22 protein-coding genes are annotated in these 18,801 nt (G+C 62.5%); 12 read left to right on the forward strand and 10 right to left on the reverse strand.

Annotated features, from left to right (window positions below; all coding sequences use genetic code 11):
* Window positions 1-22 precede the first annotated feature (22 nt).
* Complete coding sequence (locus A3CW_RS0134140) at window positions 23-370, reverse strand: cupredoxin domain-containing protein (RefSeq protein WP_028207555.1); 348 nt, start codon at window positions 368-370, stop codon at window positions 23-25.
* A 35-nt stretch (window positions 371-405) separates the two neighbouring features.
* Window positions 406-1,341: a metallophosphoesterase family protein gene (locus A3CW_RS0134145; protein ID WP_028207556.1), complete on the reverse strand. Its 936-nt coding sequence runs from the start codon at window positions 1,339-1,341 to the stop codon at window positions 406-408.
* 190 nt (window positions 1,342-1,531) lie between these two features.
* On the opposite strand from A3CW_RS0134145, the gene A3CW_RS48485 reads away from it, so the two are divergent.
* Window positions 1,532-2,377, forward strand: coding sequence for a hypothetical protein (locus tag A3CW_RS48485; protein ID WP_051481901.1), 846 nt, complete (start codon window positions 1,532-1,534; stop codon window positions 2,375-2,377).
* A gap of 140 nt (window positions 2,378-2,517) precedes the next feature.
* A complete protein-coding gene (locus A3CW_RS54340; protein WP_281175161.1) occupies window positions 2,518-2,757 on the forward strand; it encodes a DUF2158 domain-containing protein in 240 nt (79 codons plus the stop codon).
* Window positions 2,758-2,765: 8 nt separating this feature from the next.
* Here the strand turns inward: A3CW_RS54340 and A3CW_RS53460 are convergent, their stop codons facing one another.
* Complete coding sequence (locus tag A3CW_RS53460) at window positions 2,766-2,933, reverse strand: hypothetical protein (RefSeq protein WP_169739129.1); 168 nt, start codon at window positions 2,931-2,933, stop codon at window positions 2,766-2,768.
* Between the two features lie 297 nt (window positions 2,934-3,230).
* Between A3CW_RS53460 and A3CW_RS0134165 the strand changes: the two genes are divergently transcribed.
* On the forward strand, window positions 3,231-3,644 hold the full coding sequence (locus A3CW_RS0134165) for a hypothetical protein (RefSeq protein WP_154678111.1): 414 nt from the start codon (window positions 3,231-3,233) through the stop codon (window positions 3,642-3,644).
* Window positions 3,645-3,658: 14 nt separating this feature from the next.
* Here the strand turns inward: A3CW_RS0134165 and A3CW_RS0134170 are convergent, their stop codons facing one another.
* The 3 genes from A3CW_RS0134170 to A3CW_RS0134180 all read right to left on the reverse strand — a co-directional run bounded on the left by A3CW_RS0134170 (window position 3,659) and on the right by A3CW_RS0134180 (window position 7,074).
* A complete protein-coding gene (locus tag A3CW_RS0134170; protein WP_028207558.1) occupies window positions 3,659-3,973 on the reverse strand; it encodes a VOC family protein in 315 nt (104 codons plus the stop codon).
* An 87-nt stretch (window positions 3,974-4,060) separates the two neighbouring features.
* Window positions 4,061-6,007, reverse strand: coding sequence for a putative bifunctional diguanylate cyclase/phosphodiesterase (locus A3CW_RS0134175; RefSeq protein ID WP_063750891.1), 1,947 nt, complete (start codon window positions 6,005-6,007; stop codon window positions 4,061-4,063).
* 134 nt (window positions 6,008-6,141) lie between these two features.
* Window positions 6,142-7,074, reverse strand: a complete 933-nt coding sequence (locus A3CW_RS0134180; protein WP_028207560.1) for a LysR substrate-binding domain-containing protein — start codon at window positions 7,072-7,074, stop codon at window positions 6,142-6,144.
* A 126-nt stretch (window positions 7,075-7,200) separates the two neighbouring features.
* On the opposite strand from A3CW_RS0134180, the gene A3CW_RS0134185 reads away from it, so the two are divergent.
* From A3CW_RS0134185 to A3CW_RS0134210, 6 genes are all read left to right on the forward strand, one after another.
* Window positions 7,201-7,860, forward strand: a complete 660-nt coding sequence (locus A3CW_RS0134185; RefSeq protein WP_028207561.1) for an RraA family protein — start codon at window positions 7,201-7,203, stop codon at window positions 7,858-7,860.
* A complete protein-coding gene (locus A3CW_RS0134190) occupies window positions 7,857-9,077 on the forward strand; it encodes a pyridoxal phosphate-dependent aminotransferase (RefSeq protein WP_028207562.1) in 1,221 nt (406 codons plus the stop codon). The genes A3CW_RS0134185 and A3CW_RS0134190 overlap by 4 nt, the downstream gene beginning before the upstream one ends.
* 5 nt (window positions 9,078-9,082) lie before the next feature.
* Window positions 9,083-9,886 (forward strand): alpha/beta fold hydrolase, encoded by an 804-nt coding sequence (locus tag A3CW_RS0134195; protein WP_051481906.1) that lies wholly within the window; start codon window positions 9,083-9,085, stop codon window positions 9,884-9,886.
* A gap of 205 nt (window positions 9,887-10,091) precedes the next feature.
* The gene (locus A3CW_RS48490) at window positions 10,092-10,322 is read left to right on the forward strand and encodes a hypothetical protein (protein WP_035514788.1); all 231 of its coding nucleotides are present in this window, start codon (window positions 10,092-10,094) and stop codon (window positions 10,320-10,322) included.
* 88 nt (window positions 10,323-10,410) lie between these two features.
* Window positions 10,411-10,818, forward strand: coding sequence for a hypothetical protein (locus tag A3CW_RS48495; RefSeq protein WP_407669794.1), 408 nt, complete (start codon window positions 10,411-10,413; stop codon window positions 10,816-10,818).
* A gap of 157 nt (window positions 10,819-10,975) precedes the next feature.
* Window positions 10,976-12,328: an MFS transporter gene (locus tag A3CW_RS0134210; RefSeq protein ID WP_028207565.1), complete on the forward strand. Its 1,353-nt coding sequence runs from the start codon at window positions 10,976-10,978 to the stop codon at window positions 12,326-12,328.
* A gap of 24 nt (window positions 12,329-12,352) precedes the next feature.
* Here A3CW_RS0134210 and A3CW_RS48500 read toward each other — a convergent pair whose 3' ends face one another.
* Together A3CW_RS48500 and A3CW_RS0134220 are read right to left on the reverse strand one after the other, a co-directional pair.
* A complete protein-coding gene (locus tag A3CW_RS48500) occupies window positions 12,353-13,522 on the reverse strand; it encodes a GNAT family N-acetyltransferase (RefSeq protein WP_063750892.1) in 1,170 nt (389 codons plus the stop codon).
* A gap of 35 nt (window positions 13,523-13,557) precedes the next feature.
* Window positions 13,558-14,445, reverse strand: coding sequence for a class I SAM-dependent methyltransferase (locus A3CW_RS0134220; RefSeq protein ID WP_154678112.1), 888 nt, complete (start codon window positions 14,443-14,445; stop codon window positions 13,558-13,560).
* Between the two features lie 389 nt (window positions 14,446-14,834).
* Between A3CW_RS0134220 and A3CW_RS52680 the strand changes: the two genes are divergently transcribed.
* Entirely contained in the window at window positions 14,835-15,107 is a 273-nt protein-coding gene (locus A3CW_RS52680; RefSeq protein WP_154678113.1) for a hypothetical protein, read from the forward strand.
* Window positions 15,108-15,182: 75 nt separating this feature from the next.
* The gene (locus tag A3CW_RS53465) at window positions 15,183-15,410 is read left to right on the forward strand and encodes a hypothetical protein (RefSeq protein ID WP_035514793.1); all 228 of its coding nucleotides are present in this window, start codon (window positions 15,183-15,185) and stop codon (window positions 15,408-15,410) included.
* Window positions 15,411-15,452: 42 nt separating this feature from the next.
* Here A3CW_RS53465 and A3CW_RS0134230 read toward each other — a convergent pair whose 3' ends face one another.
* Both A3CW_RS0134230 and pstS read right to left on the reverse strand, forming a co-directional pair.
* On the reverse strand, window positions 15,453-15,650 hold the full coding sequence (locus A3CW_RS0134230; RefSeq protein ID WP_028207568.1) for a DUF3562 domain-containing protein: 198 nt from the start codon (window positions 15,648-15,650) through the stop codon (window positions 15,453-15,455).
* A gap of 59 nt (window positions 15,651-15,709) precedes the next feature.
* Window positions 15,710-16,747: a phosphate ABC transporter substrate-binding protein PstS gene (gene pstS / locus A3CW_RS0134235; RefSeq protein ID WP_028207569.1), complete on the reverse strand. Its 1,038-nt coding sequence runs from the start codon at window positions 16,745-16,747 to the stop codon at window positions 15,710-15,712.
* Between the two features lie 505 nt (window positions 16,748-17,252).
* Between pstS and A3CW_RS48505 the strand changes: the two genes are divergently transcribed.
* Window positions 17,253-18,797 (forward strand): hypothetical protein, encoded by a 1,545-nt coding sequence (locus tag A3CW_RS48505; protein ID WP_245623826.1) that lies wholly within the window; start codon window positions 17,253-17,255, stop codon window positions 18,795-18,797.
* Window positions 18,798-18,801 lie beyond the last annotated feature (4 nt).

Below are 18,801 nucleotides of genomic sequence, written 5' to 3' on the forward strand. Positions count from 1 at the left end.
CTCCTTATCGTCGCTTGGGTCTCTACTGCACCGTAATGGTCGCCTTCATATACGGGTGGATGCCGCAGAACACCTTGTACACCCCCGGCTTGTCGAACTTGAACTGATACGTGTCGTTCTGGTCGAGCGCGGCGGAGTGAAAGACGCCGGCATCGTTGACGACCGTATGTGGTTCGCCGTCCATATTTTTCCAGGTCACCGTGGTGCCTGCCTTCACGGTGAGCGCCATGGGCGAAAACATGAAATTCTTGATGTCGATTTCATTGGGCTCTTGCGCTTGCGCGGCAGGCGCACCCAGCGACGCCCCCGCCACGAGCATCCCGATCCCGTAGAAGAGGGCGAACGCGCGACGATAGTGATTGGAGAGCATGGCTCGGATCCTTGTTCAATGAGCGAGACGCGCGGTCAGGCGAGGGACGTGTCGGAAAGCGTCGCCGCGAGGGGATGGCGCGTGATCCGGATGCTGGTCACGCCAAGCATCTTCGGCAACTGATCGCTTGCCACCTTGAGCGGCCCGGGTCCGGGACCGTCGCCGGCTGTCGGTTGCGGATAGGCGGTCGAGCGTGCCGTGTGGAACGTGATATTGCCTTCCACCTTGGAAACGATCTGATGTATATGGCCATTGAGCACGGTCACCGAGCCGAAGCGCTTTAGATAATCCATGGCCTGGCCCGCATCGCCGGTGCCCCATCCCCATGGTTCGTAGATCGTCCACATCGGCATGTGCGTAAACACGACGATCGGCGTGCTCGACGTGCGGCCCTTCAGATCGTTTTCCAGCCAGGCGAGCTGGTCCTCGCCCAGGTTGCCCAGCCCGTTCGGCTTGAAATGCATCACGTTGACGAGCGCGATGAAGTGCACGCCATTGTGGTCGAAGCTGTAATAGCCCCGGTTGTCCGATGCCTTGCCGAAACGCTTGAAGTATTCGCCTTGCGGTCCATCGGTCACATCGTGTTCGCCGGGCGTCGTGTGCAACTCGGTAATGTCGAGACCGGACAGCAATTGCGCCGCCAGATCGAATTCCTCAGGTTTGGAGAGATGGGTGATATCGCCCGTGTGAATCGCGAGGGCGGGTTTGACGGGCATCGCGTTCACATAGTCGATGGTCTGTTTGAGCGTGCCCGCGACATCGGGATTGGCTTCCTTGTTGAAGCCAATATGCGAGTCGCTGATCTGCAGAAAGAGCGGCACGCCGGCGTTTTCTTTGCTGCTCGCCGCCAGCGCCAGCTCCACGGGCGTGAGGACGCCTCCGGCCAGAACGAACACGGTGCCGGCGCCACCGAAGGCGAGGCATTTCAGGGCGCTGCGGCGTGACGGTTGGGAAGGAAGATCTGACGACATGATGTCCTCTCGCGTGGGTTCGGGAAGTCGACCGCCGGTGCAATACTGAGCGCCTCCAGGGCGGGCTTCACGTGCAATACCGCGAGAGCCGCTGTTTTATTCCCAGATTTTTTTCGCGAGTCGAGCGCGGGAATAACCGGCGTGGGTTCGCGGTATGGCAGGCGTGGCACACGAAATGGTGGAAACACATATGGACTACGTCGACACGACCCGTCGCCGCGCGAGCGAAGCGAGAATCAACGTTCAATTTTTTCTGCGCCGGCTGCAACTCACGTCGGGCCTCGTGATGCTGACGTATCTCTTTCTGCATCTGGTCAATCACGCGCTCGGCATCTGGTCGCTCGAGCTTGCCGGACGCGGTCTCGTACTCGCGCTGCGGCTTTGGCGCAGTACGCCTGGCACGATCGCGCTGTATGGCGCCGCATCGATGCATTTTGTGCTGGCGCTGCACACGATATACGGGCGGCGCCATTGGGCACTGCCGCCCGCGGAATGGATCCGCCTGTGGGCAGGGCTCAGCCTGCCGCTCCTGCTGATCCGCCATGCGGTGACGACCCGGCTCGCGTCTTCGCTCTATGGTTTCGAACCGAACTACGAGCGCGTCATTGTCGTGCTGCTCACGAGCGGCACGCAGGGACTGCAACTCGCGCTGTTAGCGCCTGGCTGGATACACGGATGCCTCGGGCTGTGGTTCCGGTTGCGCCACCATGCATGGGCGCGTCGCATGCGGGTCGCGCTGCTGATTCTCTTTGTCCTGTTGCCGCTGCTTTCCGCAGCGGGCTTCGTCCACATGATGCGAGCCGTCGAGGGGAAGAGTCACCTGCTTCCGCCGGTCGATGCCGCGCTCGTCGTCCATCAAGCCGCCCTCAATGGCGCACGTCACGATCTCGTCACGCTCTATCTCGCGCTGATTGCCGGCACGCTGATCCTGGGCCAGTTGCGCAACGCGCTGGAGCGCCGCAAGCTGCGGAGAGACTCGCTGGCCGCTAGTTTGCTGGCCCGCAGTGCATCGTGCGAACAGAATGTCCAGGAATGACTTCGATGTCGAATTTGTTCCGATACGAAGGCGAAAACTTTATATTCAGCGCATGCGGAGAAGGGCGAATATACGGGTTCCAGACGTTGACGAGAGCGGGGGACGCTTCGTCAGCGAGTCGCGAGCATCCGGGAGGAGACATGTCCGCAGTTTGTGCGATCCACAGGGATTTGCGTTCCGAGACGTTGAGTTCGGTCGCTGCGCGATTCAAAGGCAGGACGGTGCGCCTGTGTTCAGGCGGGCCGTTAATGACGGTGAACCAGGTCGTGCCGACGGCATTCGGTCCGCAGCTTTCCTGTGCATGGTTCGAGTCGCCCGACTCGACGAAGCTGGTGCGGGCCGTGTTCAGTACCGATGCGGTTCAGTTCGCTTCAGCGTAGTCGGAAACTCAGACGCTGTAACCCGAATTGCGCATCAGCTGGCGCGACACGTCACCGCCCGCGCCTTGCGCATCGAACTGCTCGCGGAGCTTAGTGTCTGCCTTGCGGGTCACGCCGCGGTGCATGGCCACGATGATCGCGAAGCAAGCGATTAGAAAGATCGGTAAGGTAAGCATTATGTTGCTCCTGGCTGATCAGATCCGACCGGATATCTGTCGGTCTGCGTTGAGGCGCATGGCCCGGGCCGGAGCGGGCCAACCTGGCCGGGCCAATGGCGTTCACCGCCAGCGGCCAGAACGTTCACGATTTATCATTCGTGACGTGAGATGCCAAAATACACAGATAACCCGTAACGAGGCGATGACCCGCCGGCCGCTCGGGATGATCCGCCCCTCTTTGCCGGGCCGCACGCCCGCGCATCGAAGATGGCCGGAGACTCTTGAGACCAGGACGCCGAATCCCATCTACCTGTCGTGAACCAGCGTATCCGCCCCCCCTTGCCGCCTGAATGGCCGTTTCCGCCGTATCGCGACGTCTCCGGCCGCGCGTTCGGCGATCTCGTCGCGCTTCAATATCGCGGCGCCGGCATGTGGCTCTGGCGGTGCCGGTGCGGCGCCCACGTCACGGCCGCGCTGGATGCGGTGGAGGGCGGCCAGACGCGGGATTGCGGCTGCGGTGAGCAGCGTCGCGTGTGGCGGTCCCGGCCGGGTTCGCCTGCGCTGAAGGGCGGTGAGGTGTTCGGCCAGCTGACGACGGATCGCTATGCCGGCGATGGCAAGTGGGTTTGCCGGTGCGACTGCGGCAATGAGGTGACCGTGAGCGCCGGGCGCCTGCGGCTGGGCCAGGCGCGCTCGTGTGGCCGCTGCCTGGGCGCTTTAACCGGCTGAGAGATGCGCGCTCGTCACGACTTGACCGGAACCCCGTAAGCGCTGACGATGCGCGCGTCCTGCTCGGCCGCCGAAAACAGCTCCCATTCGAGACCGTTCACGTCGACGCTGCTCGAATAGCCGGTTGCCGCGTCGTCTTCGAATCCAACGTGGCGCAACATTCCCGCTTGCGCCGGTTTTTCGTTGATCGAAAAGTTGAGGAGATCGGTGCGCCACATCGCGTACTGGCCTGGCACGACAGCTGACGGTGGTTGTCCGAGCAGCTGGCTATAGTCTGCGATCGAGGCTTCGAGGTTCGAAACGGCCAGTGCGATATGAAAGCGCTTCATGAGGGGCTCCGTGACTGTTCGGCACATCGTAAGCCGCGCGCAGCCGCATAAACAGTTCAGCAACCATTCTGGTATGCGGACTACTCGTCATTCTCCCGCCAGGCGAGCTACCGCTTCGCCCTCGCTTTCTCGCTCCAGAAAAGCCGCCACTGCCGACGCCTCCATCGGGCGCGAACAGTAGTAGCCCTGAATGAGCGTGGCCCCGAGCGCCGCGACCGTTTGCAGTTCGGCCGCTGTTTCCACGCCTTCGACGATGCAGTCGAGCGACATTTGCCGGCTGAGGTTGAGCAGCGTGCGGACCACGGTGAACGCCGTCGTGCGCTCCTTGAGACCGCTCACGAACATCCTGTCGATCTTCAGGCGTGTGAGTGGAAGTTTGCACAGGTACGAGAGGCTCGAATAGCCGGTGCCAAAATCGTCGACCGACAAACCGCAGCCCAGCGCGCGCAGCACCTTGGCCGCTTTCTGGACCTGGTCGAAGTCCTTGGCCATCGCGGTTTCGGTGATCTCGAAGTCGAGTCGCGCCGGGTCGATGCCGCTGCTGACAATGCACCGGGCCAACTCTTTCACCGCGGACTCACTGGCGAAATCATGCGCGGAGAGGTTGAAGGACAAGCGGATATGCGCCGGCCATTGCTTCGCGCAGGCCAGGGCCTTGATAAACAGCGCGAGGGTCAAGCCGTTGATGACGCCGTTGCGTTCCGCGGCAGGAATGAATTCATCGGGCGGGACCGTGCCGAGCAACGCGCTGCGCCAGCGCGCCAGGGCTTCGAAACCAACGGTGCGCTGGCGCTCGAGTGAGTAGATCGGCTGGAACGCGAGATAAAGTTCGCTGGCGAGATCGGGGGAGCGCAGCGCCTGGGCAATCTGCGACTCGCGAATGATGGCGTTGCGGTGCGTCTCCGAAAAGATGGTCACCGAGCCGCGCGAGCGGCGCTTGCCTTCGTAAAGCGCGTAGTCTGCCGTTTCGAACAAATCCGCCTTGTTTCGTGAAATGTGCGGATAGGTGGAGAAGCCGATCGTCGCCCCGAGCCGAACGGAAATCTCGCCGACCTGTACGGGACAGTGAAAAACGTCGCAGATGGTGCGGCCGAGTTGCGAGAGGCCGGCGTCCGTGCAGTCGTCCGTGACGATGACGCCGAATTCGTCGCCGCCCAGCCTCGCGATCGTGATCGTGCCGCGCGCCGCTCTGGCGAGGCGCGACGCGACTTCGGCCAGCACGTGGTCGCCCAGGGAGTGGCCGTGAATGTCGTTGACGGACTTGAAGCCGTCGAGATCGACGAGGCCTACCGCGAGCCGCCCGCCCGATGCCATGGCAGCATCGAAATGCTTGTCGAGCGAGGCGAAAAAGGCCCGCCGGTTGGGCAGATTCGTGAGACTGTCGATATTCGCGAGGCGCTTGTTTTCGCGTTGCGTGGCCACGAGATCCGCGAAGTTCTTGAATTGCGTGAAGGCAACGACCAGCATCGCCAGCGAAACCAGTGAGGTATCGATCGCGATCGCCTGGAATACGCCATTTCCCGAACTCAGGAATGTCACGACGAGTGCGCCGTTGACAATGGCGGTGACGGTGAACGCTGCCTTGATGACGTTCATCAGGCAGAAGATGACGCCGACGACCGTGATGGCCATGTAAAAGGCGACATGAAGCTTGAATGCCGCGCCGCCGTGAGGCAACAGGGACAGCGACCATGCCGTGAACGAGATGGAGAAGACCCAGGCGAGCCTGCCGGAATTGCGCACGATCGTAGCCGCATCTTCCGCACTGACATGGATCCTGGAGAGCCGCAACCAGGAGAGCACGCGAACGAAGCAAAATCCCGTGAGCACGAGCGGACAGATCACGCCCTGCCAGGCGGGAAGCTCGTTCTCGTGGGGCAGCACCATGCCCCACGTGTTGACGACCAGCAGCCCATACATCATGGGAAGCTGATAGATCATCACGCGCAACTGCGCCAGCTTCAGGGCCGCGCTGTTTCCGGCGAGGAAAGTGCGCCGAATCGTTCCCCAATACTGGGCCAGAACGTTGAACATGGTCTTGCGAGTCGGTGCGGTCCCGTTGCAACTGCCGGGAACGAAATGTAATACCTCCGTTTACGACCGCTCGCATGATTTCTGGAGGCAACGCGCGCGCTTTTCATTGCCGATGTCGCGGTCCCTATTTTTCATCAGGCTTTCAACTCGACTGCGTGGGTTCGCGCCTTTCGTTTCTTCAGCGACGCGACGACCTCGTCGACCATCGGATGGTGACGATGCGTGTTCCACAGCAGCGCAGCGGTGACCACCGAAATCTTTTCTTTCAGCGGCCGCACGACCACATTGCCGGGCGCAAGCTTGCGCATCGACGACGGCACGAGCGCCACGCCCTGGCCGCAGCCGACATAGGCAACTTGCGAAGTGACGGAGCGCACCTCGTGCGTGATGTGCGGCGTCAGGCCGTGCGAGCGGCAAACCGAAGTCAGGAAGTCGAAATACACCGGGCTGACCTGTCGCGACGACAGCACCAGTTGCTCGCCGGCTAGCGCCTGCAGCCGCACGCGGGGCAGGGCGGCCAGCGGATGGTCCTTCGGCAGCGCCACGGCCAGCCGGTCCTCGGCCAGCGGCATGGTGGCGATGCCGCTTCCCACCTCGCCGTCGATGCGCACGAACGCGAGATCGAGTTCGCCGGCTTCGAGCATCTGAATGGCGTCGACGCTATCGATTTCCTTGACGAGCACGGTCAGTTGCGGATGCGCGCGTTTGAGCGCATCCAGCACGGGCGGCACCGTTTCGAGCATCGCGGAGGTGATGGCCCCGACATGCAACACCCCCGACTGACCGGCGGCGACCTCGCGCACGACCCGCTCCAGCCGCTCGACCTGCCCGGCGAATTGCCGAACGGCCGGCAGGATCGCAGCGCCGGCCGGACTCAGTTGCGTGCCCTGCCGCGACCGGTAAAACAGTTCCAGCTTGAGCGACTGCTCGAGCACCTTGATCTGTTCCGTGAGCGGCGGCTGCGACATGTTCAGCCGCTGGGCGGCGCGCCCGAAATGCTGTTCCTCGGCAACTGCGAGGAACATCCATAGCTGCCGTATCAGCCTGAAGTCGATCGTATTGTTCATGGTGCGCGCATTTCCCGGTGGCCGATTGCTGTTCCGGAAATCGTATCACCGAGATACGAAATGCGAAATTTACCTATCAGCGGATCCACGCGAGGATTGCCGGACTTTCCAACGGAGCCGAGTGTGATGACCACGCCTTCCTTCCTCGATCGACTTGCGTCACTGGACACCAACACGGTTTCCGATGCACTCGACTTTCTCGGCCTGCCCGGTGCAACTTATGGCCTGCGTCCGCTTTGGGACTGCCCGAAGATCGTCGGCCGCGCCAGGACCATCTTGCTCGGGCCGAAGCAGGACGCCAAACCCGGCGTGCATCTTATCTCGCCTGTCGTCGACGCGGTCACGACGAACGATCGCGTGCTGGTGATCGCGGGCGGCGTGGAGGGCGTTTCCTGCTGGGGCGACATCCTCGCCAACGCCGCCACGGCGAAGCGGATTCGCGGCTCGGTCATCGACGGCGTGAGCCGCGATATCGACGGCAGCGAAGCGATCGGCTACCCGGTCTACGGCCGGGGCGTCACGATGATCAGCGCGCGCAATCGCGTGGTCCAGATCGACTCGGGCAAACCGGTGCAAATGGCGGGTGTCACCGTGCATGAAAACGACTATGTGATTGCGGATCGATGCGGCACGGTGTTCGTTCCCGAAGGCCATATCGAAGCGGTGTTGGCGCTGGGCGAGCGGATCGCGCGCCGCCAGGACGGTATGGTGGCGGCGGTGCGCGCCGGGCGCCCGGTTGCAGACGTCATGCATGACAAGGAATTCGAGGCGATTGCAATTCGATGAGCGACGCAAAACTCCCCGTATTGAACCGCTTCCTCGCGGCGGCGAAGCCTTCGGCCACTTACAAGGTCATGGACCGTGTGGCCGCACGGCGCGCGAGCGGCGCGGCCGTGATTTCGCTCAGCGCCGGCGAGCCGGATTTCGACACCCCCCAGCACGTATGCGAAGCCGGCATCGCCGCCATTCGAGCGGGCCATACGCGTTATACGCAAGTCGCAGGGCTGCGGGCCTTGCGTGAAGCGATCGCCGGAAAGTATCAGCGTGAAAACCGGCTCGACGTGGACTGGCGCGATACGCTCGTATGCAGCGGCGGAAAGCAGGTGATCTTCAACGCACTCGCCGCGACGCTCAATGAGGACGACGAAGTCATCGTCCCCGCACCGTATTGGGTGAGCTACCCCGAGATCGTGCAGTTGTGCGGCGCCCGCGCCGTGATCGTGCCATGCGGCGCGCAAAGTGGCTTCAAGCTGACCGCGGATGCGCTGGACGCCGCGATTACGCCACGTACACGCTGGCTGATTCTGAATTCGCCATCCAATCCGACCGGCGCGGTTTACAGCCGTGCCGAGCTGCAGCAGCTTGCGCAAGTGCTGCTCGCCCATCCGCAGGTGCTCGTGCTTTCCGACGATATTTACGAGCATCTGATTTTCGACGGCCTCGAATTTTTCACGCTTGCCCAGGTCGAACCCCGGTTGCGCGAGCGCGTGCTGACGATGAACGGCGTTTCCAAGGCGTATGCGATGACGGGCTGGCGCATCGGCTTTTGTACCGGCCCGCGCTGGCTCATCGACGCGATGGAAAAACTGCAGGGCCAGCAGACGTCCGGGGCATCGACTATTTCGCAGCATGCCGCGCTGGCGGCGCTAAGCGGGCCGCAGGATTTCGTCGAGCGCTCGCGCGGCATATTTCAGCAACGGCGCGATCTCGTGGTCGAACAACTGAACAAGGCGCCGGGCATGCGCTGCGAGGCGCCACAGGGCGCGTTCTACGCCTTTGCCTCGTGCGCTGGCCTGATCGGCAAGACGACGCGAGGAGGCGCATATCTCAAGGATGACGAAGCAGTGGCCAATGCGCTGCTCGACGAAACCGGTGTGGCAACGGTGCACGGCAGCGCGTTCGGGCTGGGCCCCTATATTCGTATTGCCTATGCGCTGGACGATGTGTCGTTGCGGCACGCTTGCGCCGCCATCCAGAATTTTTGCCACACGCTTGCGGAGTGACCACGATGCCTCAGGAATTTACCCGTTCGGTGTTGTCGTTCGATGTGGATGGCACGGCGCTCGAGCTTTCCGCCATCCATCGAGAAGGCGACAAGGCGCCCATCGTGTTCCTTCACGGGTTCGGGTCCACGAAAGAGGACTACGCGGATATCGTGCGTTACGCGGCGTTCGAAGGGCACCCGTTCGTCGCGTACGACGCCCCGGGCTGCGGCGAAACGCAGTGTGCCGATCTCTCGAAAGTCGGCATACCGTTTCTCGTCGAGACCGCGCTCGCCGCGCTCGAACAGGTCGGCTTTGGCCGCTTCCATCTCGTCGGACACTCCATGGGCGGCCTGACTGCGCTCATGCTTGCCCACCGGCACCCGGAGCGCGTACTCAGCTTCGTGGATATCGAAGGCAACCTCGCGCCCGAGGACTGCTTTCTCAGCAGGCAGATCGTGGAGTATCCGCGCGCGGACGCCGAGCGCTTCTTCAGCGATTTCATCGAGCGCACGCGCCATGCACCGGCTTATGCGAGTGCGCTCTATGCCGCGAGTTTGCGCTACAAGGTCAGAGCCGAGGCGGTAGGGCCGATTTTCCGCTCGATGGTCGATCTGTCCGATAACGGCGACTTGATGCGCAAATTCCTCGGTTTGCCGTTTCCGCGCATGTTCATGTACGGGCAGCAGAACGCTTCGCTTTCGTACCTCGATCACATTCGCGAGCAGGGCGTGGCGTTGGCGGAAATTGCGGATTGCGGGCACTTCCCCATGTATTCGAACCCGGTCGCAATGTGGCGGGCCATTGCCGGATTTCAGCGGCACGTTTGACGAACCGCGCGTTGCGTACGAAACGACCTTGCCGCTGTTACCTATGATGCGCGTTGGATAAACGCGGTCTTGCCAGCAGCAGAGCGGCCAGTCGCAATGCAATGAGGTCGGCGCAAACGTTTGACATCCCCAGCTATATGGGCGCCCCGCTGTTCGCTCGCTACCCCGGCCTAAAGTTCGCGCAGCCGTTGCCGAAATACCAGCCATGGCGCGCAAACATCCCGACTATCCCAACAAGCCTCCCATCTGGGCAGAGGCGCGCGCGCTCGAGGCGAGCATTCGCGCCATCCGCCGTGCGCAAGGCAAGAAGAACCCCGAGGACTTCCCGGCGGGAAGCCCCGAATGCACCGCTGCCATGGATGAGTTCGTGCGCGACGTCTGCCGCGCCCTCGAGATCGATATCAACACGCTCGGCAAGGACTCCGGCGACTTTTAACGCGCTGGTCGGCCGTTCGTATCCTTCACGCGCGGGAATGCGGTTTGCGCGCCCCGGAACGACCGATGACGAGTTCACGAGGTTGCGCGTGAAAACGACTCTTACGCTCGCGTTGTCGTCATGTCTCGGCGTGGCGTTGCTCACGACGCAGCCAGCACATGGCGCAGATCCCATCCCCACACCCGACGCCGCGCCGCCGTGCGGCAAGCTCGTGGGGACAAACGCCGCCGGCGGCTTCGCACTGCGCAGCGGCGAACCGGTCGATTTCGTATCCGCGGGCCAGGCCACGCACGGCACGCTGCTCGTTTTCAGCGATGGACCCGTATTTCGCGCGTACTGGCAACCCGAAGGCAGCGAAGAGAAGTACGCACTCGCCAACGCGGGGCCCGACAGCGTGCGCCTCGTTTCGACGCCTCCGCAGGGCACGCCGACCCGTGGCGCCCAGCCCGGCGTTGCCACGCAGCCGTTGCAAGTGCTTTCCTGTCCGAAGCTTTAATTCCGCTTGAATGCCGTTTCCGGTCCATATCCCACCATGTGAACCGTCCTTTCGTATCGCGCCGCGAGCGACTAGTCTTTAACGATTCCAAACGGACGAACGGTCCGGCCCGTGACTGGCGCACCGCGCCGCGCAGCCGGCCTCGAAGGAGACAGATATGGAGCTCGAAACCCGCACCATGGCGCGCGTGACGGCAAGGCTCGTGCCGTTCCTGATCGTTTGCTATTTCGTGGCGTATCTCGATCGGGTCAACGTCGGTTTTGCGGCACTGCAGATGAACAAGGCACTCGATCTTTCCGCGAGCGCTTTCGGCTTTGGCGCAGGGATCTTCTTCATTGCCTATTTCTTCTTCGAGGTGCCGTCGAACCTGCTGCTCGAGCGTTTCGGCGCAAGGCGCTGGATCGCGCGCATCATGTTCACGTGGGGCATTATCGCGGGCGCGATGGCATTCATTCCGGACCTCGCCCGCATCACCGGCATGTCGAACGCGCACGTATTCTATGGACTGCGTATCTTGCTCGGTATCGCCGAGGCGGGTTTCTTCCCCGGCATCATCTTTCTGCTTACGCTGTGGTTTCCCGCCAAATACCGCGCGCGCGTGGTGGGCTATTTCATGGCGGCCATTCCGTTGTCGACGGTGATTGGCGGCCCGGTTTCCGGCTCGCTGCTGTCGCTGGACGGCAGAGGGGGGCTGGCGGGCTGGCAGTGGGTCTACCTGATCGAGGCGATACCCGCGCTCGTGCTCTCAGTGTGCGTGCTGTTCTATCTGACCGACAAACCCGCCGACGCCCGCTGGCTCGCCGACGACGAGCGCCGCTGGCTCGTCGATCGCCAGGCGCAGGAGCGCCGTCATCGGGAGAAAGTGCGCACGTTCAGCGTGCTGGAGGCGCTCATCAATCCGCGCGTGCTGGCGGTCGCGCTGATCTATTTCGGTGCGAATGCAACCAATTACGGCCTGAGCTTCTTCCTGCCGCAGATCGTCAAGGCGTTCGGGCTAACGAATTTGCAGACGGGCTTCGTCACTGCGTTGCCCTACGCGGTGGGCGTGGTTTCGATGGTGCTGTGGAGTCGGCGTTCCGATCGCCGCCTGGAACGCAAGCGTCACGTCGCATTTGCGCTGGCCGTCGCGGCCGCCGGTATTGCGGCTGCCGCGGGACTCGACAATCCGGTGCTCAAGATGTTGGCGCTTTCCATCGCGGGCTTCGGCATCTTCGGTTGCCTGCCGGTAATCTGGACGCTGCCGGCCGCATTCCTTTCGGGCGCGGCGGCGGCCGGCGGCATTGCCGCCGTCAATTCGCTCGGCAATCTGGCGGGCTTTTTCGGCCCCTACGCAATGGGCTGGATCAAGGACAGCACGGGCGGCTTCGGCGCGGGCCTGCTATGTCTTGCGGGAGCCGGGCTCGTGGGAGCGGGCGCGGCGCTCGTCCTCCATCACAACCCGGCGCTCGAAACGCTCGACGATTCGCCTCAAGCCGAAACGCACGGGGAGGGCGGTGTGGTGAGGCCGTGAGCGGCGCCTATGCACGCGATTGGCTCATTTCAGGCGCGCCATCACAAGCGTCGTGACTTTTCGATAGACGCGCCTGGCCTGGGCCCATGCCAGCGCCAGCTCGATGAGCCGCCCGCGTGCATTGAGCACGACGATACGCGATTCGTGCCTCGTTTCGCGATCCGCCCAACGCACCTTATAGTCGCCGTGCAGCGGCCGAAAGTCGAAATCGCGGCCATGGGCCTGGGCCCATTGCGCGATATATTCGATCAGCAGGTTCCCCACCGAAAACACGCTGAACGCCTCGTCATAGGTGGTGATCAAATACTCGACGCTGTGCGCGCCGACGAGATTGACCGATGCCGCCACCGGCTGCCCGTTGACCTGCACATAGGCGACGAGCGGCAGAGTGGTCAGATCGGTTCGCTTTGCAAGTTCGATAAAGAAGTCGCGTACGCGGTCGTCCATCAAATAGGGCGATTCGATTCCGCGCTTGAGCGCCCAATGGCGTTTGTTGGCGAATAGCCACCTCAATACGCGCTCGGTGTCCTCGGCGCTGTTGCACCACCCAAAACTGACTTCGCCTTCGCGCCGCAACCGCTTCGCGCTAGAACGCAGCGCGGCGCGCAGCGTCGAGTGCCGCGTCGCGAGGAAATCGTTCCATGTGGGCGCGGCGCGCAGGTTGATCGAATAGCCGGGCATCACGCGCCAGCGCTGCGGCAGCGCGCGCTGCACCCAGGACTGCGGCGCGGCGTCGAGCGCTCGTTGCAGCGGGCTGCCGTTTTCGAGCATCGGGATGTGGAGCACGTCGGCGTGAATCCGCAAGACGGCCTGGACCGCCGCATCGTAAAGTTCCGCGCGCCGGGTGTCGGCGACCAGCGGGCCGCCGTATTCCTCGCCGCAGCCGCAGCCCAACGCCTCGGCCCTTCGCCACGCGCCTTTGCGAGTAATTGCAACGGGCCATAGCGCCAGAAGGTCACGAGCGTCGTGCACCGTCGCGACTTCGACCTTCGCGCCGCGCTTCAGCGCTGCCGCGACGGCAGCCTCGCAGTAGGCAAAGCTGATGAAAGGCGAATACGCCTCGGCTCCGGATAAAAGCGCACGCCACTGGGGCTCGAAGGCACGAAACGCATCGACGGTCTCGCACGTGCGCAACTCGTACCGGAAGGATGCGGCCGGCGACGACTCGTATATCGCCACGACGGAGGTCGGCACTTGCGTCTCCTGAATAAATTCGTGGTGCTTGTAATTCAGCCTTCAAGGGAAGTGCTGAGGCGGTCTTTGGTCGTAATGCGGCGATTGCGGTCCGCGAATGTGTCGGGGCGCGCGCCGCGCACGCTTTGCCAGACGACGACGTTCTCGTGGTCCTCGGGTCCGAAGCCGACTTCGTCGTGATCGTACGGAAAGACGCCGGCGAACCAGCGCCGCAACTGACGGGAGTCGTCGAAGACTTCGCCGCACACGGGGTTATCGTAGACGATGAAAAGATGCTCGACGGTGCCGCTCGCGAGGCCCGCTTCGAGTTTATCGAGTAACGACGCCATCAACTCGGGTCCGAATGGATTGAACAGAAAGACGACCACGTTGCCCGACGGCACCTTCAGATCGGCGACGTTGGCGTGCAATGCGCGAATCGGCGGCCGTTGCGGAAAGCGCCGCGCCATGACGGTCGCGTTCGCGTTCGCCGTTCTCACGAGGTCTGCGCTGATGTCGTAGCCCAGCGCCAAAGAGAACGGGTACTCGGAGGCGACGATCATCGGCCGGCCTTTACCGCAACCGATGTCCATGAACGTATAGCCGGTGATATCGCCCAGGGTGTCGAGCGCGCGGCGGATGATGGTCGGCTGCGAGCCCATGTAAGGCCTGAGCTGGACGGCAAGATGGGCGTCGCGCTGCAGCGCGTTGGAATCGACCAGTCCGCTCGTGTCCGTGCCGTACTTGAGATCGATGGGGTGGCGCCGCAGGCAGCCGGAGTACACCGCGCGCAATACCGGAACGCGAATGCAGATGCGCCGTATCGGCGGGATGAACATGGCGCGCTGCACGCTGTCGGGCAACCGGGCCACCACATTCAGCAACGGTTGCTTGAGTGCGCGTCCGAGCGCGAATCGGGGGCCGCCGTGTGTTGTTGTTCGCATGGATCGATGCGCTGTGAACCTTCTGGATGGGGTTGCCGATCCATCATGATGGATCGGTGCGTCGCCAGGTCGCCGCCATTCATCGGTTGTATTTCGACAAAAAGGCCCGAATTCGTGGCTTACTAACGAGTGTCATATGGCTGGCGTAGGGTAGTGAGCAGAGAGCCAGATCGTCGTGGGTGGCGTGCCCTTTTTCCCCACCGTCCGGCGAAAGCGCTTTCATGGCGGCTGCCTCAATACTCTCCCTGATGTTTCCGCCTTTTTTTCCGTGCCTTAATGAGCGTTCTCGCGTGGTTCGGCGGGAGGAATGCTTCGGTTTCGCAAGGTATCGGTGCAGGCGGGTCTCCAGGTTTTTGTCTACGCAATACCCAACCGGAAGAGGCGAGACGATGAACGCGCGAGTGGATGCTGAAGCGCGCCGTAAGCGGTATGCAATGCACCGCCTTGGCCTGGCAATGAAGCGACTGATGAATGCCGAAGCGGAATCCGAAAAATTGATGGCGACGCGCTGGGTGAATGCCTGGAGCGCTTCTGTCGGCGAACGCTGGTTCGCGGCAAGCCCGTATGGCAGGCTGAGTCAGGCGGCGTTAATGCGTGCCCCGTTAAAGGGCTCGACAGATCCCCGTAACAGGCTGAAATCGGGACGGCAATCGTCAATATGAAACAAAACGCATATTTAATTGACCAATAGGGCCGCGAAACGATATTGTCATAATTTAGACATTTCCGCGTTTACCTTGGCTCTTGCAGAATACGAAACCACCCATCCTCTGAGCGTCGAACTGGATGGCGTGAACTACGCGGGTGCTTACCGCGTCATGGCCGGAAGCGTCATCGTCTACTTCGAAAACGAAATCAAGTTCGCGCAGTATGGAACGAATCGTCCGGAGATCATCGCCCGCTGGGTGTTGACGGACCTCTGCCGTAAATCCGATTCCCGCCGGCGCAAAGCAGGCAAGCGTTGATGCGCGCAGGCGCGTCGCATCGGCATGACGCCATGCGAGCATTCAGTGCGCGTTCTTGCGCAGGTTGCGAAGGTCCTCCCGTACGCGCCGCGAGACGAGCACGCTCAGATAATCCATCACACGTGCGCCGTCGCTGAACTCGGCCCACGTTTGCTCATACATCTTCGCGACGATTTCCAGCGGCGTTTGGGTTTCGGTCGCGATCGCCTTTACGACCTCTTCGGCCGCTTCCTGTTTCATCAACGCCTCCCGGGCGCATAGGCGCCCGGCGTGAGAACACTCGTGAATGGAGGTGGACGCTACTGCGCGCTAACGGCTTTGGCTGCGACGTCGTCGCCTTTGTCGCCGTGCCATTGCGCGCGGATCTTTGTCACGACCACGGCAGGCAGCGGAATATAGTCCAGTGCCTGGATCGTCGGCTCGCCGTGCGTGAGCGCCCAGTCGAAGAACTTCAGCGTCTCAGTGTTGCGCGCCGAGGCGTCCGGTGTCGCCTGCAACAGCACGTAGGTCGCGCCCATCACGGGCCATGCGTCCTTGCCCGGCTGATTGGTGAGCACCTGAAAGAGAGAGCTTGACCAGTCCGCATTCGCGGCCGCTGCGCTGAATGTCTGGATGCCCGGCTCCACGACCGCACCCGCCGCGTTGGTCATCGCCGTGTAGGTCAGATGATTCTGCTTCGTGAAGTCCCAGGCGACATAGCCAATCGCGCCGGGCAGGTAGCCCACGAACGTGGCGACGCCCTCATTGCCCTTACCGCCTATCCCCAGGGGCCAGTGAACATTGGTGCCTTCGCCGACCTTGCGTTTCCATTCGGGGCTCACCTGTGAGAGATAGTGCGTCCAGATCAGCGTCGTGCCCGAACCATCCAGACGCCGCACGACGGCGATCGGCGTGTTGGGCATCTTGATCTTCGGATTGAGCCGCGCGATGGCCGGGTCGTCCCAGTACAGGATCTTGCCGAGAAAGATCTGGCCCAGCACCTCGCCGTTCAGCATCAACTGGCCGGCCTTGATGCCCGGAAGATTCACAACGGGAACCACGCCGCCGATCGCGGTGGGAAACTGCCGCAATCCGTCCTTGCTCAATTGCTCGCTCGTGAGCGGGGCGTCGGAGCCGGCGAAGTCGACCGTGTGCGCGACGATCTGCTTGATACCGTCCGTGGAGCCGGTGCTGCGGTAGATCACCTTGCCGCCGCCGGACTTCTGGTAGGCGGTGGCCCAGTGGCTGTAGAGGGGGGCGGCGAGCGTACTGCCGCATCCGGTCACGTCTTCGGCGCGGGCCGACAACGTGCAAACGCCGCAAACGAGTGCGGCAATCAGGGGGCGCAATGGTCTCACGAGCCTCTCCCGTTATTCATGTTCTCTGGGAAGTCGCGGAGTCTGTCTGGTCCGCGTACTGTCAATTACAGGATGGTGACAGGCAGGATTCAAATTGAATCCTGCTATCGTGCGGCGGTTTTATGACGAAGCGTTGCGTTTGTGTGCGCGACCGGATGATGAGGATAACAAACGAAATTGCCGGATCGAAAAACGGTCTAATCCGTTCGATTTCCGCAGAGGAAAACGCGTGAACGAAGCCGTATTGCCTGCAACGAATCTTTCACAAAATTTCGCTACGGTAAGCGGGATTGACCCCGAGTTCGTCTTGACAAAATGCTTGTAATTCCTTTCGGAGACGCTACAGATGGCCATCATTACCCCTCGCTCACCATTTTGCGGCGCTTGTTTTGCCGCACGTCCTTCCCGTCTTGCTCTTGCCGCTGCTTTTGTTTGCGCCAGTGCAGGTGCAGCCGCTGCCGCGCAAGACGCCAACGCGTTTTTCGGTGGTTCGGGCCTGCTCGTCGTGAGCCGCAGTGTCTACGACAACGTGTCGAGCAAACTCACCCCCGGCATGACGCTGCCGCCCAATTGCAATAGTGCGCAGGCGAGCTGCCCCACGGGCGGCGCGCCCACTGACGGCACGTATCCGGCCGTCTGGAACAACGCGCTCTACGATCCGAGCTTTGGCGTCACGGCGCGCATTTTCCTCGACACCATTGCGCCGGGAGGCCAGGTCGTCCACACGCTGGAAGTGCCCAACAGTCTGCATCCGGGCCATGGCCACGACCAGCTCGTGACGAGCTTCAGCTCCAAGTCCGAACTCGCGCTCAACCTTTCGAGCGACGGCCGTTACCTGACTTTCATGGGCTACGTTGCACCGCTCAACACGCTCGACGTATCGAACTCGAATACGCCGGGCGCGATCGATCCGACGAATCCGGACGGTCAGGCGTTCTATCGTGCGGTGGCGCGGCTCGATGCCGACGGGCACCTCTCCTTCACGGAGACCAATGCATACAGCGGCAATAACGGCCGCGCCGCATTGCTCAACAACGGCAACGACAACGGCAAAGGCAACGGTTTTTACTACACGGTGGGCAACGCAGGCAACGGTTCGAATCCGCAGCCGGCAGGCGTGATTCTCGGGGCGGGGGCGCAATTCATCGAGGCGACGCACCAGCATGAGGCGCAGCAAACGCCCGGCACGCCTACGCCGCTCGCGAGCTTCTCGGTCACGCAACTCGGTGCGAAGGCCGACAAGGTGGGCAAGGACGACAACTATCGCGGGCTCACCGTCTTCAACAACGTGGTGTACTTCACGAAGGGCAGCGGCAGCAACGGCGTGAACACGGTGTACTTCGTCGACACCACGGGCAAGGCGTGTCCCTCGGGTGGCGTAGGCGTGCCGGTGGCGGGCGCGAAACTGCCGTCCAACCCGCTTGCGTACGACGCTTCCACGTTGACGACGAGCGGCTTGCCGAGCAACGTATGCGTGCTCGCAGGCTTCCCGGCGACGCCGAACAAGACGGCGACGACGCTCTCGTACCCGTTCGGCCTGTGGTTCGCCAACGCGAATACGCTCTATGTGGCCGACGAGGGCGATGGCTATTCGGGTGGCACGGACCTGTACACGCACGCCGCGCAGCAGACCGGTGCGGGCCTGCAGAAGTGGGTGTACAACGCCGGAACGAAGTCTTGGAAGCTCGCGTACACACTCCAGAACGGCCTGAATCTGGGGACTTCGTACACCGTTGCAGGTTATCCGGTGGGCACGAACAGCGCGACCAGCCTGCCGTGGTCGCCCGCCACGGACGGCCTGCGTAACATCACGGGCCACGTCGAGCAGGACGGCACGGTCACGATCTGGGCGATCACGTCGACAGTGAGCGGCAACGGCGACCAGGGTGCAGACCCGAATCGCCTCGTCGCCGTGCGCGACGTGCTGCGCAACACCACGGTTTCGGGCGCTGCGAACGAGCGTTTCGTGACGCTGCGCAACGCGGGCTTCGGCGAAGTGCTGCGCGGCGTGGCGCTTGCGCCGGGCGGCCAGTTCGGCAAGTGGTTCTGATCGC

The sequence above is a fragment of the Paraburkholderia nodosa DSM 21604 genome, from assembly GCF_000519185.1.
Lineage (GTDB): Bacteria > Pseudomonadota > Gammaproteobacteria > Burkholderiales > Burkholderiaceae > Paraburkholderia > Paraburkholderia nodosa.

Coding starts and splice junctions, on each gene's coding strand:
- A3CW_RS54340 (WP_281175161.1), top strand. CDS start 2,518: ATGTCCGCAGTTTGTGCGATCCACAGGGATTTGCGTTCCGAGACGTTG.
- A3CW_RS0134230 (WP_028207568.1), bottom strand. CDS start 15,650: ATGAAACAGGAAGCGGCCGAAGAGGTCGTAAAGGCGATCGCGACCGAA.
- A3CW_RS0134185 (WP_028207561.1), top strand. CDS start 7,201: ATGACCACGCCTTCCTTCCTCGATCGACTTGCGTCACTGGACACCAAC.
- A3CW_RS48490 (WP_035514788.1), top strand. CDS start 10,092: ATGGCGCGCAAACATCCCGACTATCCCAACAAGCCTCCCATCTGGGCA.
- A3CW_RS52680 (WP_154678113.1), top strand. CDS start 14,835: ATGAACGCGCGAGTGGATGCTGAAGCGCGCCGTAAGCGGTATGCAATG.
- A3CW_RS53460 (WP_169739129.1), bottom strand. CDS start 2,933: ATGCTTACCTTACCGATCTTTCTAATCGCTTGCTTCGCGATCATCGTG.
- A3CW_RS0134170 (WP_028207558.1), bottom strand. CDS start 3,973: ATGAAGCGCTTTCATATCGCACTGGCCGTTTCGAACCTCGAAGCCTCG.
- A3CW_RS0134190 (WP_028207562.1), top strand. CDS start 7,857: ATGAGCGACGCAAAACTCCCCGTATTGAACCGCTTCCTCGCGGCGGCG.
- A3CW_RS0134140 (WP_028207555.1), bottom strand. CDS start 370: ATGCTCTCCAATCACTATCGTCGCGCGTTCGCCCTCTTCTACGGGATC.
- A3CW_RS0134145 (WP_028207556.1), bottom strand. CDS start 1,341: ATGTCGTCAGATCTTCCTTCCCAACCGTCACGCCGCAGCGCCCTGAAA.
- A3CW_RS0134180 (WP_028207560.1), bottom strand. CDS start 7,074: ATGAACAATACGATCGACTTCAGGCTGATACGGCAGCTATGGATGTTC.
- A3CW_RS48485 (WP_051481901.1), top strand. CDS start 1,532: ATGGACTACGTCGACACGACCCGTCGCCGCGCGAGCGAAGCGAGAATC.
- A3CW_RS0134220 (WP_154678112.1), bottom strand. CDS start 14,445: ATGCGAACAACAACACACGGCGGCCCCCGATTCGCGCTCGGACGCGCA.
- A3CW_RS0134195 (WP_051481906.1), top strand. CDS start 9,083: ATGCCTCAGGAATTTACCCGTTCGGTGTTGTCGTTCGATGTGGATGGC.
- A3CW_RS0134175 (WP_063750891.1), bottom strand. CDS start 6,007: ATGTTCAACGTTCTGGCCCAGTATTGGGGAACGATTCGGCGCACTTTC.
- A3CW_RS0134210 (WP_028207565.1), top strand. CDS start 10,976: ATGGAGCTCGAAACCCGCACCATGGCGCGCGTGACGGCAAGGCTCGTG.